The organism is Cupriavidus taiwanensis (assembly GCF_900249755.1).
Taxonomy (GTDB): Bacteria; Pseudomonadota; Gammaproteobacteria; order Burkholderiales; family Burkholderiaceae; genus Cupriavidus; species Cupriavidus taiwanensis_D.
This window is the reverse complement of the sequence record NZ_LT976853.1, coordinates 776,821-792,715: the sequence shown is the minus strand read 5'-3', so window position 1 is coordinate 792,715 and position 15,895 is coordinate 776,821. Positions and strand designations below refer to the sequence as shown.

At 69.4% G+C, this 15,895-nt stretch carries 17 protein-coding genes; 13 read left to right on the top strand and 4 right to left on the bottom strand.

Translation table 11 applies throughout. The features are described 5' to 3' along the window. Window positions 1–45 precede the first annotated feature (45 nt). The 13 genes from CBM2594_RS03625 (at window position 46) to CBM2594_RS03565 (ending at window position 12,582) form a co-directional block, all read left to right on the top strand. Window positions 46–1,446, top strand: a complete 1,401-nt coding sequence (locus CBM2594_RS03625; protein WP_116355642.1) for an aminopeptidase P N-terminal domain-containing protein — start codon at window positions 46–48, stop codon at window positions 1,444–1,446. Beyond that, on the top strand, window positions 1,443–1,922 hold the full coding sequence (locus CBM2594_RS03620; protein ID WP_116355641.1) for a hypothetical protein: 480 nt from the start codon (window positions 1,443–1,445) through the stop codon (window positions 1,920–1,922). Before CBM2594_RS03625 ends, CBM2594_RS03620 begins: the two co-directional genes overlap by 4 nt. Next, window positions 1,903–3,141 (top strand): UbiH/UbiF/VisC/COQ6 family ubiquinone biosynthesis hydroxylase, encoded by a 1,239-nt coding sequence (locus tag CBM2594_RS03615; RefSeq protein ID WP_116355640.1) that lies wholly within the window; start codon window positions 1,903–1,905, stop codon window positions 3,139–3,141. The genes CBM2594_RS03620 and CBM2594_RS03615 overlap by 20 nt, the downstream gene beginning before the upstream one ends. 327 nt (window positions 3,142–3,468) lie before the next feature. Continuing rightward, window positions 3,469–4,530, top strand: a complete 1,062-nt coding sequence (dusB, locus tag CBM2594_RS03610) for a tRNA dihydrouridine synthase DusB (RefSeq protein ID WP_116355639.1) — start codon at window positions 3,469–3,471, stop codon at window positions 4,528–4,530. After that, on the top strand, window positions 4,527–4,760 hold the full coding sequence (locus CBM2594_RS03605) for a Fis family transcriptional regulator (protein ID WP_010813887.1): 234 nt from the start codon (window positions 4,527–4,529) through the stop codon (window positions 4,758–4,760). Before dusB ends, CBM2594_RS03605 begins: the two co-directional genes overlap by 4 nt. A gap of 22 nt (window positions 4,761–4,782) precedes the next feature. Continuing rightward, window positions 4,783–6,357: a bifunctional phosphoribosylaminoimidazolecarboxamide formyltransferase/IMP cyclohydrolase gene (gene purH / locus CBM2594_RS03600; RefSeq protein WP_116355638.1), complete on the top strand. Its 1,575-nt coding sequence runs from the start codon at window positions 4,783–4,785 to the stop codon at window positions 6,355–6,357. Window positions 6,358–6,626: 269 nt separating this feature from the next. Beyond that, window positions 6,627–7,172, top strand: a complete 546-nt coding sequence (ruvC, locus tag CBM2594_RS03595) for a crossover junction endodeoxyribonuclease RuvC (RefSeq protein ID WP_012351785.1) — start codon at window positions 6,627–6,629, stop codon at window positions 7,170–7,172. Between the two features lie 75 nt (window positions 7,173–7,247). Then, entirely contained in the window at window positions 7,248–8,489 is a 1,242-nt protein-coding gene (locus CBM2594_RS03590) for a glycerophosphodiester phosphodiesterase (RefSeq protein WP_116355636.1), read from the top strand. A 68-nt stretch (window positions 8,490–8,557) separates the two neighbouring features. Then, the gene (gene ruvA / locus CBM2594_RS03585; RefSeq protein WP_116355635.1) at window positions 8,558–9,139 is read left to right on the top strand and encodes a Holliday junction branch migration protein RuvA; all 582 of its coding nucleotides are present in this window, start codon (window positions 8,558–8,560) and stop codon (window positions 9,137–9,139) included. Window positions 9,140–9,197: 58 nt separating this feature from the next. Continuing rightward, window positions 9,198–10,262 (top strand): Holliday junction branch migration DNA helicase RuvB, encoded by a 1,065-nt coding sequence (ruvB, locus tag CBM2594_RS03580; RefSeq protein WP_116357674.1) that lies wholly within the window; start codon window positions 9,198–9,200, stop codon window positions 10,260–10,262. A 195-nt stretch (window positions 10,263–10,457) separates the two neighbouring features. Then, a complete protein-coding gene (locus CBM2594_RS03575; RefSeq protein WP_116355634.1) occupies window positions 10,458–11,051 on the top strand; it encodes a hypothetical protein in 594 nt (197 codons plus the stop codon). A 44-nt stretch (window positions 11,052–11,095) separates the two neighbouring features. After that, a complete protein-coding gene (locus tag CBM2594_RS03570; RefSeq protein WP_116355633.1) occupies window positions 11,096–11,680 on the top strand; it encodes a BPSL1445 family SYLF domain-containing lipoprotein in 585 nt (194 codons plus the stop codon). Window positions 11,681–11,847: 167 nt separating this feature from the next. Next, the gene (locus CBM2594_RS03565; protein WP_116355632.1) at window positions 11,848–12,582 is read left to right on the top strand and encodes a queuosine precursor transporter; all 735 of its coding nucleotides are present in this window, start codon (window positions 11,848–11,850) and stop codon (window positions 12,580–12,582) included. Between the two features lie 8 nt (window positions 12,583–12,590). On the opposite strand, the gene CBM2594_RS03560 is transcribed toward CBM2594_RS03565, so the two are convergent. From CBM2594_RS03560 to tyrS, 4 genes are all read right to left on the bottom strand, one after another. Further along, complete coding sequence (locus tag CBM2594_RS03560) at window positions 12,591–13,265, bottom strand: histidine phosphatase family protein (protein ID WP_116355631.1); 675 nt, start codon at window positions 13,263–13,265, stop codon at window positions 12,591–12,593. Between the two features lie 93 nt (window positions 13,266–13,358). Then, window positions 13,359–14,018 (bottom strand): YbhB/YbcL family Raf kinase inhibitor-like protein, encoded by a 660-nt coding sequence (locus CBM2594_RS03555; protein WP_116355630.1) that lies wholly within the window; start codon window positions 14,016–14,018, stop codon window positions 13,359–13,361. Between the two features lie 52 nt (window positions 14,019–14,070). Continuing rightward, complete coding sequence (gene dtd, locus CBM2594_RS03550; protein ID WP_116355629.1) at window positions 14,071–14,532, bottom strand: D-aminoacyl-tRNA deacylase; 462 nt, start codon at window positions 14,530–14,532, stop codon at window positions 14,071–14,073. Window positions 14,533–14,539: 7 nt separating this feature from the next. Further along, complete coding sequence (gene tyrS / locus CBM2594_RS03545) at window positions 14,540–15,781, bottom strand: tyrosine--tRNA ligase (protein ID WP_116355628.1); 1,242 nt, start codon at window positions 15,779–15,781, stop codon at window positions 14,540–14,542. Window positions 15,782–15,895: the final 114 nt, after the last annotated feature.

Below are 15,895 nucleotides of genomic sequence, written 5' to 3'. Positions count from 1 at the left end.
CCGGCGGCGGTAGAATCGGTCTGATCCTTCTTATCAGGCCAGACCATGTCCGTACCCGACACTGCCCTCCTCGCCGCCTGCCGCGAACGCCGCGCCCGAGTGCTGCAGCAACTGCGCGCCGGCGGCGGCGGCGTGGCGATCCTGCCCACCGCGCCGGAAGCCATGCGCAACCGCGACAGCGACTATCCGTACCGGCACGACAGCTATTTCTATTACCTGAGCGGCTTTACCGAGCCCGAAGCGGTGCTGGTGCTGGTCGCCGGCGCGCCCGGCGACCCGGCCGAAGCCGACCGCAGCATCCTGTTCTGCCGCCCCAGGCATGAAGAGCGCGAGATCTGGGACGGTTTCCGCTTCGGCCCCGAAGGCGCGCGCGCCGCGTTCGGCTTCGACGAAGCGTATTCGGTCGAAGAGATCGACGCCACGCTGCCGCCGCTGCTCGCCAACCGCGCGCAGCTGGCCTACCCGCTGGCCGATTCGATCCGCACCGACATGCAGATGCGCCGCTGGCTCGACGCGGTGCGCATGCAAAGCCGCGCCGGCGTGGCCGCACCGTCGGTGGCGCTCGATATCCGCACCCTGCTCGATGAAATGCGCCTGTTCAAGGATGCCGGCGAGCTGGCCACCATGCGCCGCGCCGCGGCGATTTCCGCGGGCGCGCATGTGCGCGCGATGCAGGCCACCCGCGCCGGCCTGCGCGAGTACCACCTGGAAGCCGAGCTGCTCTATGAATTCCGCCGCCATGGCGCGCAGAGCGTGGCCTACAACTCGATCGTCGCCGCCGGCCCCAACGCCTGCGTGCTGCACTACCGCGCCGGCCCGGCCGAGCTGAAGGACGGCGACCTGTGCCTGATCGACGCCGGCTGCGAGCTGGATGGCTACGCGTCGGATATCACACGCACCTTCCCGGTCTCGGGCCGCTTCTCGCCGGCGCAGCGCGAGCTGTATGACCTGGTCGTGGCCGCGCAGCAGGCCGCCATCGCCGAGACCCGCGCCGGCGTGCCCTACAACGTGCCGCATGACGCCGCCGTGCGCGTGCTGGCGCAGGGCATGCTCGATACCGGCCTGCTCGACCGCAACAAGGAAGGCACGCTCGACGACGTGCTGGCCAGCGGCAGCTACCGCCGCTTCTACATGCACCGCACCGGCCACTGGCTGGGCATGGACGTGCATGACGTGGGCGAATACCGCGTCGCCGGCCACAGCGGCGAAGGCGAGCGCCCGTGGCGGCCGCTGCAGCCGGGCATGGTGCTGACCATCGAACCCGGCATCTACGTGCGCCCGGCCGAGGACGTGCCCGAGCGCTACTGGCACATCGGCATCCGCATCGAGGACGACGCCGTGGTCACCGACGGCGACTGCGAGCTGATCACGCGCGGCGTGCCGGTGCTCGCCGACGAGATCGAGGCGCTGATGCGCGACCGCGCCAGCGCGGGGGGCCAGCGATGATCGGCTGGCTGCGCAGGATCCTGCCGGGCCAGGATGGCGCCCGCGACCAGGCCGGCAGCGCCCGGCGACCCGATCCATCCGAACCGTTTATCGTCAACCTGTACGACGACCGCGTGGTGGTGCATCGCCCCGACGGCCAGCGTGAAGAGATCGCGTGGAACGTGCTCGAGCGCGTGGTGGTGCGCGTGTCCGACCGCGCGCCATGGGCCGGCACCGCGTGGCTGATCCTGATCGGCGAGCCGGACTCGCGCCAGGGCTGCGTGGTCCCGTTCGATGCCGCCAATCATGCCGCGCTGCTGGAACAGCTGCGCGCGCTGCCGGGCTTCAACCAGCAGAAGCTCGACAACGCGCTGCGCGATGCCGCGGCAGGCAAGTCGCGCTCGGACGCAATCTGCTGGAAACGCGGCGCCGAAGCCCAGCCCGGAACCGATGCCGACCATGCAGGAGGCAGTGACGATGCCGGCCGCGCAGCCTGATTTCGACGGCCCCGCCGATCTCGCCATCGTTGGCGGCGGGCCGGTCGGGCTGGCGCTGGCGTGCCAGCTGTTGCGCACCACCGGCTGGCGCATCGTGCTGATCGACGCCGCCACGCCGGCGCGCGCGGCGCGCGACCCGCGCGCGATCGCGCTGTCGCACGGCAGCCGCCAGCTGCTGGAGCAGATCGGCGCCTGGCCGGTGCCGGGCAGCCCGATCGAGCATATCCATGTGTCGCAGCGCGGCCGCTTCGGCCATGTCCGGCTGCACCATGACGACTACGGCGTGCCGGCGCTCGGCTACGTGGTGCGCTACGGCGAACTGTGCAACGTGCTGGAGCGCGCGCTGGCGCAGGCCGCGCAGGCACCCGGCGCGGGCCGGCTGCGGCGCGTGTTCGAAACCCGCATCGAGCGGATCGAACAGGATCCGGTGCCGCGCGGCGCGGACGTGGCGGATGCCGGCATCGTGCAGCTCGAGGGCACGGGCCCGGACGGCCAGGCGGCACGGTTTGCCGCGCGCCTGGCGGTGCAGGCCGAGGGCGGGCTGTTCCATGAACAGGCCGCGCACCAGGGCCGCGGCGCGCGCACGCGCGACTACCGCCAGACCGCGGTGATCGCCCACGTAACGTGCTCGCGCCCGCAGCCCGGCTGGGCCTGGGAGCGCTTTACCGAGGAAGGCCCGCTGGCGCTGCTGCCGCACGAGGAGCACGGCACGCCCGGCTACGCGCTGGTGTGGTGCTGCCCGCCGGAGCAGGCGGCGCGCCGGCTGGCGCTGCCGGAAGCCGAATTCGCGGCCGAGCTGGGCCGCGCCTTCGGCGACCGCATGGGCCAGTTCACGCTGGCGGGCAAGCGCCACGCCTTCCCGCTGGGGCTGAACGCCGCCCCGGTGACGGTCAACGGGCGCGTGGTGGCGGTCGGCAATGCCGCGCAGACGCTGCATCCGGTGGCCGGACAGGGGCTGAACCTGGGCCTGCGCGATGCCTTTGCGCTGGCCGACTCGCTGCGCGGCGCCTGCACCCCGCAGGCGCTGCAGGCGTTTGCCGGCCGGCACCGGCTGGACCGCGCCGTCACCATCGGCGTGACCGACCTGCTGCCGCGCGTGTTCGGCGTCGGCTTCCCGCTCGCCGCCCATGCCCGCGGCGCGTCGCTGGCGGCGCTGGCATGCCTGCCGCCGCTGCGCCACGCGCTGGCGCGCCACATGATGTTCGGCATGCGCCGCTGAACGGCCGGCCTGCCGCTGCCAGTGGCGCTTGCGCCACTGGCAGCGCCGCATCGCGCCACGGCCGGTGGCGCCCTGCGCCGCGGATGCTCAAATCTTGGGCAACGGCGACCGATTTGGCGGTAGAATCCTGCCCTCGCACATGTCCCGATCCACCGCCGGCAGCAGTTTCGGCAGGGGCATGTTTTTCCGTTTCGTCTCTGTTTCCCCTCCAGCCCTTGAGCAGGCTGCCCCGGTCCGTCGCGGCGCAATGGCGTGCGGCGCAGCCGGGGCCGCCGGGACCGGGCCACCAGGACCGCCGCTTCACCGCCAGCAACCGCCACCACCGCCGTGCAGATCGGACCTCACCAACTCCGCAACAACCTGTTTGTCGCCCCGATGGCGGGCGTGACCGACCGGCCCTTCCGCCAGCTGTGCAAGCAGCTGGGCGCGGGCTACGCGGTGTCGGAGATGGTTGCGTCCAATGCCCAGCTGTGGAAGAGCGAGAAGACCATGCGCCGCGCCAACCACGCCGGCGAGGTCGAGCCCATCGCGGTGCAGATCGCCGGCGCCGAGCCGGCGATGATGGCCGAGGCCGCACGCTACAACGTCGACCGCGGCGCGCAGATCATCGACATCAACATGGGCTGTCCGGCCAAGAAGGTGTGCAACGTCGCCGCCGGCTCGGCGCTGCTGCAGAACGAGCCGCTGGTGGTGCGCATCGTCGAGGCGGTGGTTGGCGCGGTCGGTGACCGCGTGCCGGTCACGCTGAAGATCCGCACCGGCTGGAACCGCGAAAACCGCAATGCGCTGCGCGTCGCGCGCATGGTCGAGGACGCCGGCATCAGCATGCTGACCATCCACGGCCGCACCCGCGCCGACCTGTACCACGGCGACGCCGAGTACGAGACCATTGCCGCGGTCAAGGCAGCGGTGTCGATCCCGGTGGTCGCCAACGGCGATATCACCACGCCGCAGAAGGCCAAAGAGGTGCTGGCACTGACCGGCGCCGACGCGATCATGATCGGCCGCGCGGCGCAGGGCCGGCCGTGGCTGTTCCGCGAGATCGAGCACTTCCTGAAGACCGGCGAGATGCTGCCGTCGCCGGAAGTGGCCGAGATCCGCGCCATCATGAATGCGCACCTGGAAGACCACTACGCCTTCTACGGCGAGTTCACCGGCGTGCGCACCGCGCGCAAGCACATTGCCTGGTACACGCGCGGGCTGCGCGGCGCCAACCTGTTCCGCCACCGCATGAACACGCTGGAAAGCACCGCCGAGCAGCTGGCGGCGGTCAACGCGTTCTTCGACGAGCAGGCGCAGATTTCCGACCGGCTGGTGTATGTCGACGACGCGGGGCAAGACCGGGACGAAGCGAACAACAACAAAGACGGGGAGTTGCTTGCCGCATGAGCCGCAACGCTATCGACCAGTGCATCCGGGAAAGCCTGGATACGTACTTTCGCGACCTGGACGGCGAAGAGCCGTCGAACATGTACAACATGGTGCTCGAGGCGGTCGAACGGCCGCTGCTGGAAGCCGTGATGGTGCGCGCCGAGCGCAACCAGTCGCTGGCGGCCGCCTACCTGGGCATCAATCGCAATACGCTGCGCAAGAAGCTGCAGCAGCACGGTTTACTTTGAATTTGAAGCGTTTCCCACTGCCATGATCAAGCAAGCCCTACTCTCCGTTTCCGACAAGACCGGCATCGTCGATTTCGCGCGCGAACTGAACGCGCTCGGCGTCACGCTGCTTTCCACCGGCGGCACCGCCAAGCTGCTGGCCGACAGCGGCCTGCCCGTGACGGAGGTGGCCGACTACACCGGCTTCCCGGAAATGCTCGACGGCCGCGTCAAGACGCTGCACCCCAAGGTGCACGGCGGCATCCTGGCGCGCCGCGACCTGCCCGAGCACATGGCCGCGCTGGCCGAACACAATATCCCGACCATCGACCTGCTGGTGGTGAACCTGTACCCGTTCCAGCAGACCGTGGCCAAGGATGACTGCACCCTGCCCGACGCGATCGAGAACATCGACATCGGCGGCCCGACCATGCTGCGCTCGGCGGCCAAGAACCACCGCGACGTGACCGTGATCGTCGACCCGGCCGACTACGCCGTGGTGCTGAATGAAATGCGCGCCAACGGCAACAGCGTCGGCTACGACACCAATTTCCGCCTGGCCACCAAGGTGTTCGCGCACACCGCGCAGTACGACGGCGCCATCACCAACTACCTGACCAGCCTCGGTGCCGACAAGTCGCACCAGGCCCGCAGCGCCTACCCGCAGACGCTGAACCTGGCCTTCGACAAGGTGCAGGAAATGCGCTACGGCGAGAACCCGCACCAGTCGGCGGCGTTCTACCGCGACCTGAAAGCCGTCGACGGCGCGCTCGCCAACTATGTGCAGCTGCAGGGCAAGGAACTGTCGTACAACAACATCGCCGACGCCGACGCCGCGTGGGAGTGCGTCAAGTCGTTCGACGCCGCCGCCGGCGCCGCCTGCGTCATCATCAAGCACGCCAACCCGTGCGGCGTGGCGCTGGGCGCCAATGCGCTCGAAGCGTATGACAAGGCGTTCAAGACCGATTCCACCTCGGCCTTCGGCGGCATCATCGCCTTCAACGTCGAGCTGGACGAGGCCGCCGCACAGGCGGTTGCCAAGCAGTTCGTCGAAGTGCTGATCGCGCCGTCGTTCAGCGCCGCCGCGCGCGCGGTGTTCGCGGCCAAGCAGAACGTGCGCCTGCTCGAGATCCCGCTGGGCAAGGGCATCAACCAGCATGACTTCAAGCGCGTCGGCGGCGGCCTGCTGGTGCAGAGCCCGGACGCCAAAAACGTGCAGCCGTCCGAGCTGCGCGTGGTGACGCGCCGCCACCCGACCCCGAAGGAAATGGACGACCTGATGTTCGCCTGGCGCGTGGCCAAGTTCGTCAAGTCCAACGCCATCGTGTTCTGCGGCGGCGGCATGACGCTGGGCGTCGGCGCCGGCCAGATGAGCCGCGTCGATTCGGCTCGCATCGCCAGCATCAAGGCGCAGAACGCCGGCCTGACGCTGGCCGGCTCGGCCGTGGCATCGGACGCGTTCTTCCCGTTCCGCGACGGGCTCGACGTGGTGGTCGATGCGGGCGCGACCTGCGTGATCCAGCCGGGTGGCTCGGTGCGCGATGATGAAGTGATCGCAGCCGCCGACGAGCGCGGCATTGCGATGGTGCTGACGGGCACGCGGCATTTCCGGCATTAAGCACGTCCGATCCCATCGGTTTGCTCCCCTCTCCCGCGCGCGGGAGAGGGGCCGGGGGTGAGGGCAGGCGCCGGTATACCACAAGCCGTACTTCGTGGACATTCCGGCCCTCTCCCCAACCCTCTCCCGCAAGCGGGAGAGGGAGCACGCAAATGGTCGTGCAAACGCCAGCGGACAAATCCTGCCTTTCCCGCCTTTGCAGCGACGCCTCGCGCGACCCTCCGCGCAAAAAGCAATACACTAGTCGGCGTCCTCCCTACCCCATCCCCATGCGAATCCTAGGCATCGACCCCGGCCTGCGCACCACCGGCTTCGGCGTGATCGAGAAGCAGGGCAACAAGCTTGCCTACATCGCCTCGGGCACGATCAAGAGCGACGGCAATGCCAACCTGCCGGAGCGGCTGAAAACGCTGTACGACGGCATCAGCGAAGTGTCGCGGACCTATGCGCCCGACTGCGCGGCGATCGAGAAGGTCTTCGTCAACGTCAACCCGCAATCGACGCTGCTGCTCGGCCAGGCCCGCGGCGCGGCGATCTGCGGGCTGGTCGGCTACGGGCTGCCGGTGTTCGAATACACCGCGCTGCAGCTGAAGGTGGCGGTGGTCGGCTATGGCCGCGCCAACAAGGCGCAGGTGCAGGAAATGGTCACGCGGCTGCTGATGCTGCCGGGCCAGCCCGGCAGCGATGCGGCCGATGCGCTGGGCGTGGCGATCTGCCATGCCAACGGCGGCGATACCCTGGGCACGCTCGCCGGCCTGGCGCCGGACCTGGTGCGCAAGGGCATGCGCGTGCGGCGCGGGCGCCTGGTCGGCTGAGCGCGCCCGCTGCGCAGCGCGGCGCGCTGTCGCGTCTTTTACAATCGGGCCTTGGTCCCACCACAGGAACGCTGCATGCCTAGCCAGTCCCGACTGCGCGCGCCGCGCCCGCGCGCCAGCCTCGCCCATGTTGTTGCCGCCTGCCGGCGCTGGCTGTTGCCGGCCGCCGCCGCCGCGGCGTGCGCCGTGCTGGCCGCGGGCTGCGCCACGGCGCCGCGCGCCAAGCGCGCCGCGCCGCCGGCTGCGCCGGCGCCGGCGCCTGCCGCCAGCGCTGCGGCCGCTGCGGCCCCGCAGCCCAAGCCGCTGGTGATCGCGCATCGCGGTGCCAGCGCGCTGCGCCCCGAACATACGCTGGCCGCCTATGCCAAGGCGATCGAGGACGGCGCCGACGCGATCGAGCCCGACCTGGTCATCACGCGCGACGGCGTGCTGGTGGCGCGCCACGAGAACGACATCACCGGCACCACCAACGTCGCCGAACTGCCGCAGTTTGCCGAGCGCAAGCGCACCAAGGTGATCGACGGCGAACGCCTGACCGGATGGTTCACCGAGGATTTCACGCTGGCCGAACTGAAGACGCTGCGCGCGCGCGAACGGATCCCGCGCCTGCGCCCGGCCAATGCGCGCCTGAACGACCAGTTCGAGGTGCCGGCCTTCGACGAGATCGTGCGCCTGGCCGAGCAGGCCGCGCTGCGCACCGGCAAACCCGTCGGCATCTATGCCGAGCTGAAGCACCCCAGCTACTTCCGCGGCATCGGCTTGCCGCTGGAGGACAAGCTGGCCGCGGCGTTGCGGGCGCAGCCGTACCTGCGCAATGCGCCGGTGTTTATCCAGTGCTTCGAGAGCGGCAGCCTGCGCACGCTGCGGCGCACGCTGGGCAAGGGACTGGACAACGTCAGGCTGGTGCAGCTGATCGGCAACCCGCGCAAGGGCCCGGCCGACTGGAAGCTGGCCGGCGACGGCCGCACCTTCGGCGATATGCTGAGCGCGACCGGCCTGCGCGAAATCGCGGCCTACGCCGACGGCATCGGCCCTGAAAAAAGCAGCGTGGTGCCGCGCGACGCGAACGGCGCGCTGGCCGCGCCGACGGCAGTCGTGCAGCAGGCCCATGCCGCCGGCCTGTTTGTCCACCCTTACACCTTCCGCCCGGAAAACAGCTTCCTGCCCAGGGCGCTGCAGACCGGCGGCGACGATGCCACGCGCAGCCCGGCGGGCATGGAGCGCGAGGTGCAGGCCTTCGTCGCGGCCGGCATCGACGGCTTCTTTACCGACGACCCGGCGCTGGGCCGGCGCGCCGTCGATACCCCGGTGCGCTGAGCCGTGCGGCCGCCGCGCTACACTGGCGGCCGCCTCTTTCCTGACTTCCTGTTCCCTCCCCCCGCACCATGATCGGACGCATTGCCGGCACCCTCATCGAGAAGAACCCCCCGCACCTGCTGGTCGACTGCCACGGCGTCGGCTACGAGGTCGACGTGCCGATGAGCACGTTTTACAACCTGCCCGCGGTGGGCCAGCCGGTGACGCTGCTGACGCAGCTGATCGTGCGCGAGGATGCGCACCTGCTGTACGGCTTCGGCAGCGCGGCCGAGCGCAACACCTTTCGCGAACTGATCAAGATCACCGGCATCGGCGCGCGCATGGCGCTGGCGGTGCTGTCGGGCATGTCCGTGCCCGAGCTGGCGCAGGCGATCACGCTGCAGGAAGCCGGGCGCCTGACGCGCATTCCCGGCATCGGCAAGAAGACCGCCGAGCGGCTGCTGCTGGAGCTCAAGGGCAAGCTCGGCGCGGAACTGGGCCATGCGCCGGGCACGCCGGCGGTGCCCGACAGCGCCGTCGACGTGCTCAATGCGCTGCTGGCGCTGGGCTACTCGGAGAAGGAAGCCGCCGCGGCGATCAAGCAGGTGCCGGCCGGCACCGGCGTGTCCGAGGGCATCAAGCTGGCGCTGAAGGCGCTGTCCAAGGCTTGAGTCCGGCATAGGCGCGTAGAATGGCGCATTGTTGCCGCTGTCCGGGCCCCTGACCACCATGATCGAAACAGACAAGCTTGCCGCCCCCGCCCGCGTGATCGCCGCGACCCCCGCCTCGTCGCACGAGGAGGCGTTCGAGCGCGCCCTGCGGCCCAAGCTGCTGGACGAGTATGTCGGCCAGGAAAAGGTGCGCGGGCAGCTCGATATCTTCATGCACGCCGCGCGCAACCGGCGCGAGGCGCTCGACCACGTGCTGCTGTTCGGCCCGCCCGGGCTGGGCAAGACCACGCTGGCCCACATCATCGCGCGCGAGATGGGCGTCAACCTGCGCCAGACCTCCGGCCCCGTGCTCGAGCGCCCGGGCGACCTGGCCGCGCTGCTGACCAACCTGGAAGCCAACGACGTCCTCTTCATCGACGAGATCCACCGGCTCTCGCCGGTCGTCGAGGAAATCCTGTACCCGGCGCTCGAGGACTACCAGATCGACATCATGATCGGCGAAGGCCCGGCGGCGCGCTCGGTCAAGCTGGACCTGCAGCCGTTCACGCTGGTGGGCGCCACCACGCGCGCCGGCATGCTGACCAACCCGCTGCGCGACCGCTTCGGCATCGTCGCGCGGCTGGAGTTCTATACCGCCGACGAACTGGCCCGCATCGTCAGCCGCTCGGCCCAGTTGCTGCAGGCCCGCATCGATCCGCAGGGCGCGCTGGAAATCGCCCGGCGCGCGCGCGGCACGCCGCGCATCGCCAACCGGCTGCTGCGCCGGGTGCGCGACTATGCCGAAGTCAAGGGCGACGGCACCATCACGCGCGAGATGGCGGATGCCGCGCTGGCAATGCTGGATGTGGACCGCGTCGGCTTCGACCTGATGGACCGCAAGCTGCTCGAGGCCGTGCTGCACAAGTTCGGCGGCGGCCCGGTCGGCGTGGACAACCTGGCCGCGGCCATCGGCGAAGAGCGCGACACCATCGAGGACGTGCTGGAACCCTACCTGATCCAGCAGGGCTACCTGCAGCGCACCCCGCGCGGGCGCGTGGCGACCGCCGCGGCCTACCGGCATTTCGGCCTGGCCAGCCCGCAAGGCATGGCGGGCGGCGCCGGCGAACTGTTCGGCGACGCCTGACCCGGCTGCACGACGTGCGCCATGGCGCACACGCCGCGTTCAATTAAGCGTTTTAGATTCCCACCCCAAATTTTTTCGAAGTGGATTGCTGGCTGGTGGCCGAATGTCCACAATGGCTTCATCGGCACCTGCCTGGTGCCGCGACGGCTGTGTCCGCCGGGGCACGGCTCCTTCGCAAACCTGTCAAGGAAAGCCATGATCCGCCAGTGCTCCAGCCTGCTCGCCGCACTTTTCGCCCTGACCGCGTTCACCGCTGGCACCGCCAACGCCCAGCGCCCGCCCGCACCGGTCGGCGTGGCCGAGGAAGCCGTCATCAGCGGCAAGATCATCGATATCGATCCGGACACCAAGGCGGTGCTGGTGCAGGGCCCGCGCGGCAACGTGGTGGAACTGGTGGGTGGCGACGAAGTCCGCAATTTCGGCCAGATCCGCAAGGGCGACATCCTCACCGTGGCGCGCGGCGCCGCACTGGTCGCGGCGCTGGAGCCGGTCGACAGCAAGGCGACGGCACTGGGCGAATCGGTCGAGCGCACCACGCGCGCAGCCGAAGGCGGCAAGCCCGGCATCATGCGCGAGATCACCACCACGGTGACCGCACAGATCACCAAGGTCGACCCGGCCAAGCGCCAGCTCACCTTCCGCGGCCCGCGCGAGACGCTGCGCACGGTCAAGGTCCAGGACCCGGCCATCGACCTGAAGGGCATCAAGCAAGGCCAGATGGCCAAGATCGTCTACCGTGAAGTCGTGGCCATTACGGTCAAGGCGCCAGCGGCAGCCGCAGCAAACTGAGCCACTGAATCAGGCGCGGTACTTTTCCCATCAGGAGGTTACCTATGAATCGTCGCCACTTTGTTACCCGGGTCGCCGGATCGGGCCTGCTCGTCGCCACCGTGATGGCCGCGGGCTGCACCACCACCGGCACCAGCGCCTCGAGCGATCCGGCCGCCAAGCGCAAGGAAATCGACGCCGGCGTCGATGGCGCGCTGAACCGGTTGTACACGTCGGTCAACGGCTCGCGCGAGCTGGCCCAGCGCGCGCAGGGCATCCTGGTGTTCCCGCGCGTGATCGCGGCCGGCCTGGTGGTCGGCGGCGAGTATGGCGAAGGCGCGCTGCGCGCGAAGGGCTCGACGGTGGGCTACTACAGCACCGCGCAGGCCTCGGTCGGCCTGACCGCCGGCGGCCAGTCCAAGGCGGTCATCATCATGTTCATGACCCCGGAGGCCTACAACAAGTTTGTTTCCAGCAAGGGCTGGACCGCCGGCGCCGACGCCAACGTGGCGATCGCCAAGGTCGGCGCCAACGGCCAGCTCGATACGCTGACCACGCAGCAGCCGGTGGTGGGCTTCGTGCAGACCAATGCCGGGCTGATGTTCGACGTCTCCGTGAACGGCTCCAAGATTACCAAGCTGGACATCTGACGCGGCCGTTGCGCCCGTCCCTTCCGCACTGCTCAGGATTCCCGGCTTCGGCCGGGAATTTTTATTTCGGGCTGCCGGCGGCCAGCCTGGCGCGGCGGATTGCCGGGCCCGCTGGCATAATCGCGCGCAAAACATTGCGCGCCAGCGCCCCAGAACCGGGAGCCCCCATGTCCGCCATCCCCGCCAGCCCCGCCAGCGCACCCCAGGCCGGCCGCGTCTACCGCTACTACGACTTCGTCATGGTGGCGTTCGTCACCGTGCTGCTGTGCTCGAACCTGATCGGCGCGGCCAAGGCGGCGCAGGTGACGCTGCCGCTGATCGGCACGGTCACCTTCGGCGCGGGCGTGCTGTTCTTCCCGATCTCCTACATCTTCGGCGACGTGCTGACCGAGGTCTACGGCTACGGGCGCGACCGCCGCGTGGTCTGGGCGGGCTTCGCCGCGCTGGCCTTCGCCACCTTCATGAGCGTGGTGGTGCTGAACATGCCGGTGGCGCCGTTCATGGCGGACTACCAGAAGAGCCTGCAGGACGTGTTCGGCAACACCTGGCGCATCGCGCTCGGCTCGCTCATTGCGTTCTGCTGCGGCAGCTTTACCAACAGCTACGTGCTGGCCAAGATGAAGCTGTGGACGGCGGGCCGGTGGCTGTGGACGCGCACCATCGGCTCGACGCTGGCCGGCGAGCTGGTGGACTCGTCGCTGTTCTACGTCATTGCCTTCTACGGCATCTGGCCGCTGGAGCAGGTGATCCAGGTGGCGGTGGCGCAGTATGTGCTGAAGACCGGGTGGGAAGTGGTGATGACGCCGGTAACGTACAAGGTGGTGGGCTTCCTGAAGCGGGCCGAGAACGAGGACTACTTCGACCGGCACACCAACTTCACGCCGTTCCGCGTCAGGGTCTAGCGCTGGCGCTACGGCACGCGGCGATCGACTTCATCGAGCGCCAGGTTGTCCAGGTGGCTGACGTCGCCCCACTGCGCCAGCGTCAGGTGGGTGCTGTCGCTGCGCAGGCGGTTGACGCTGGCATTGAGCAGCTCGTGCTGGCGCGGCGCTTCCAGCGTCATGCCGGTGGCTTCGCGGTAGAGGCAATCGAGCACGCCGCCGTGCGCCACCAGCGCGATGCGCTCGCCCGGATGCCGGCGCGACAGCGCCAGCACCGCATCGACCGCGCGCTCGTGGAAGCCCAGCAGCGACTCGCCCTCGGGCGGCGCGTAATCGGGCACGCGCGCCTGCCAGCGGGCAAAGTCTTCCGGCAGGTGCTCGGCCACCTCGGCGTAGGTCTTGCCCTGCAGCGAGCCGTAGCTGCGCTCGCGCAGCCGCGCATCGGCGCGCACCTGCAGCCCCAGCGCGTCGGCCAGCGGCCGGGCCGTTGCCAGCGCGCGCGACAGGTCGCTCGAATACACCGCATCGATCGGTTCGCCCGCCAGCGCATGGGCCAGCGCGCGGGCCTGGGCATGGCCGGTCTCGTTCAGCGGAATATCGAGCTGGCCTTGCAGCCGGCGCTCCCGGTTCCAGGCCGTTTCGCCGTGGCGGATCACGATCAGGTGGGTAAAGGCCAGCGAATGCGGCCCGGGGCTTTGCGACATGCCGTTTCCTTCGGGGTTGCTGCGGGGGCTTGCGTGGGGCCGTGTGGTGCCGTGCCGGCCCGGCACCGCGCAAAACGCGGCACCGGCCGGGCGTCAGGCCGCCGATGACTTGGCCAGCTTCGGGTTCAGCGTATAGGTGCCGGTCAGGCTGGCCTGCGCCAGCACGTGGCCCTGGATCGCCTCGCGCACCTGGGTGCCGGTGAAGGTGCCTTCCAGCGGCAGACGGTCGAGGTCCAGCGCATACAGCGTGAACACGTAGTGGTGCAGCAGCGCGTCGTTCCACGGCGGGCACGGGCCGTCATAGCCGTAGTAGTCGCCCTTCATGTCGGCATCGCCGGCGAACCAGCCGGTGTAGTCGTTGATGCCGTGGCGCAGGCCGCCCGCGGTGGCGGTGCCGCCGGTGGCTTCCGGTCCCGGCTTGCCGCGCGCGATCACGCCGTCGCTGTGCGAGCCCGCGGCGATCGAGGTCAGGCCGGGCGGGATGTCGACCAGCACCCAGTGGAAGAAATCGACGCGCGGCAGCGCGGCCGGCACTTCGCGGCCTTCCTGGTTGACGTCGTCGCCCCGGCTGGGCACGTCGCGGTCATGGCAGATCAGCACGAACGAGCGCGTCTCGGCCGGCGCGTCTTCCCAGTGCAGGTCGGGATTGCGGTTGTTCGACAGGGCCACGTGGGCGGCGGCGTCGGGCACGCAGAAGGCGAACTCGCCGGGGATCGGCGCGTTGTCTTGGAAGGACTTGCTCCAGAGTTTCATTTGTCTCTCCTGTCTTGGTGCCGCGCCGGGGGCGCGGCAGCTTGGAATCGGTTCAGGCCGGCGGCACGCGCAGCCAGAAGGTGACCGGACCGTCGTTGACCAGGCTGACCTGCATCATCGCGCCGAACTCGCCGGTCTGCACCTGCGGATGCGCGGCGCGGGCGCGCGCGACGAAATGCTCGTACAGGCGCCGGCCGTCCTCGGGCGACGCCGCGGGGGTGAAGCTGGGCCGCGTGCCGCTGTTGGTATCGGCCGCCAGCGTGAACTGCGACACCACCAGCAGCCCGCCCGGATTGCCGTTGCCATCGATGTTCTGCACCGGCAGGTTCATCTTGCCCGCGGCATCGGAAAACACGCGGTACGACAGCATCTTGGCCAGCAGCCGCTCGGCCTGCGCCTCGGTGTCGCCACGCTCGGCGCAGACCAGCGCCAGCAGGCCGGCACCGATTTCGCCGGTGGTGCGGCCTTCGACCGTGACACGGGCCTGGGCCACCCGCTGGATCAGCGCGATCATCGCCGCCTCAGGCCAGCGTCACGCGCGCGAAGCGGCGCTTGCCGACCTGCACGACGTAGGTGCCCGCGGCCACCTTGGTGGCCTTGTCGCTCACGGTGGCGCCGTCGATCTTGACGCCGCCCTGCTCGATATTGCGGTTGGCTTCCGAGGTCGACGGCACCAGGTTGGCCTGCTTGAGCAGCTGCGCGATGCCCAGCGGCGCGCCGGCCAGGCTCACTGCCGGGATATCGTCCGGCACGCCGCCGCGGGCGCGGTGGTTGAAGTCTTCCAGCGCCTTCTCGGCATCGGCCTGGCTGTGGAAGCGCGCCACGATCTCCTGCGCCAGCAGCACCTTGCAGTCGCGCGGGTTGCGGCCGGCGGCGATCTCCTGCTTCATCAGGTCGATCTCGCTCATCGGGCGGAACGACAGCAGCGTGAAGTACTGCCACATCAGGTCGTCCGAGATGCTCATCAGCTTGCCGAACATCTCGTTGGGCGCCTCGGTCACGCCAACGTAGTTGCCCTTGGACTTGGACATTTTCTCGACGCCGTCCAGGCCCACCAGCAGCGGCATGGTCAGGATGCACTGCGGCTCCTGCCCGTACTCCTTCTGCAGCTCGCGCCCGACCAGCAGGTTGAACTTCTGGTCGGTGCCGCCCAGCTCCAGGTCGGACTTCAGCGCCACCGAGTCGTAACCCTGCATCAGCGGGTAGAGGAACTCGTGCACGGAAATCGGAATGCCGGAGCGGAAGCGCTTGGTGAAGTCGTCGCGCTCCATCATGCGCGCCACGGTGTACTTGGCCGCCAGCTGGATCATGCCGCGCGCGCCGAGCGGATCGCACCACTCGCTGTTGTAGCGGATCTCGGTGCGGGCCGGGTCGAGCACCAGGCTGGCCTGGCGATAGTAGGTCTGGGCGTTGGCCTCGATCTGCTCGCGCGTGAGCGGGGGGCGCGTGCTGTTGCGGCCCGACGGGTCGCCGATGGTCGAGGTGAAGTCGCCGATCAGGAAGATCACCTGGTGGCCGAGGTCCTGCAGCTGGCGCAGCTTGTTCAGCACCACGGTGTGGCCGATATGGATGTCGGGCGCGGTCGGGTCCAGCCCCAGCTTGATGCGCAGCGGCACGCCGGTGGCCTCGCTGCGCGCCAGCTTCTGCGCCCACTCCGCTTCGATCAGCAGTTCGTCGCAGCCGCGCTTGGAGACCTCCAGGGCCTGCATCACCGAGGGCGTCAGGGGGTATTTGGCCGGTGGGGCCGAGGCAACTTCAGTCATCACGTAAGTCTTTGAAATACTTGAAATTTTAGGAAATCTGCCGACAGCCGCCAGGGCCGGATTTTGGTATAATCCGCGTTTCCGGGCGCCTGCGGAAGCCTTTCCGGTGCGCCA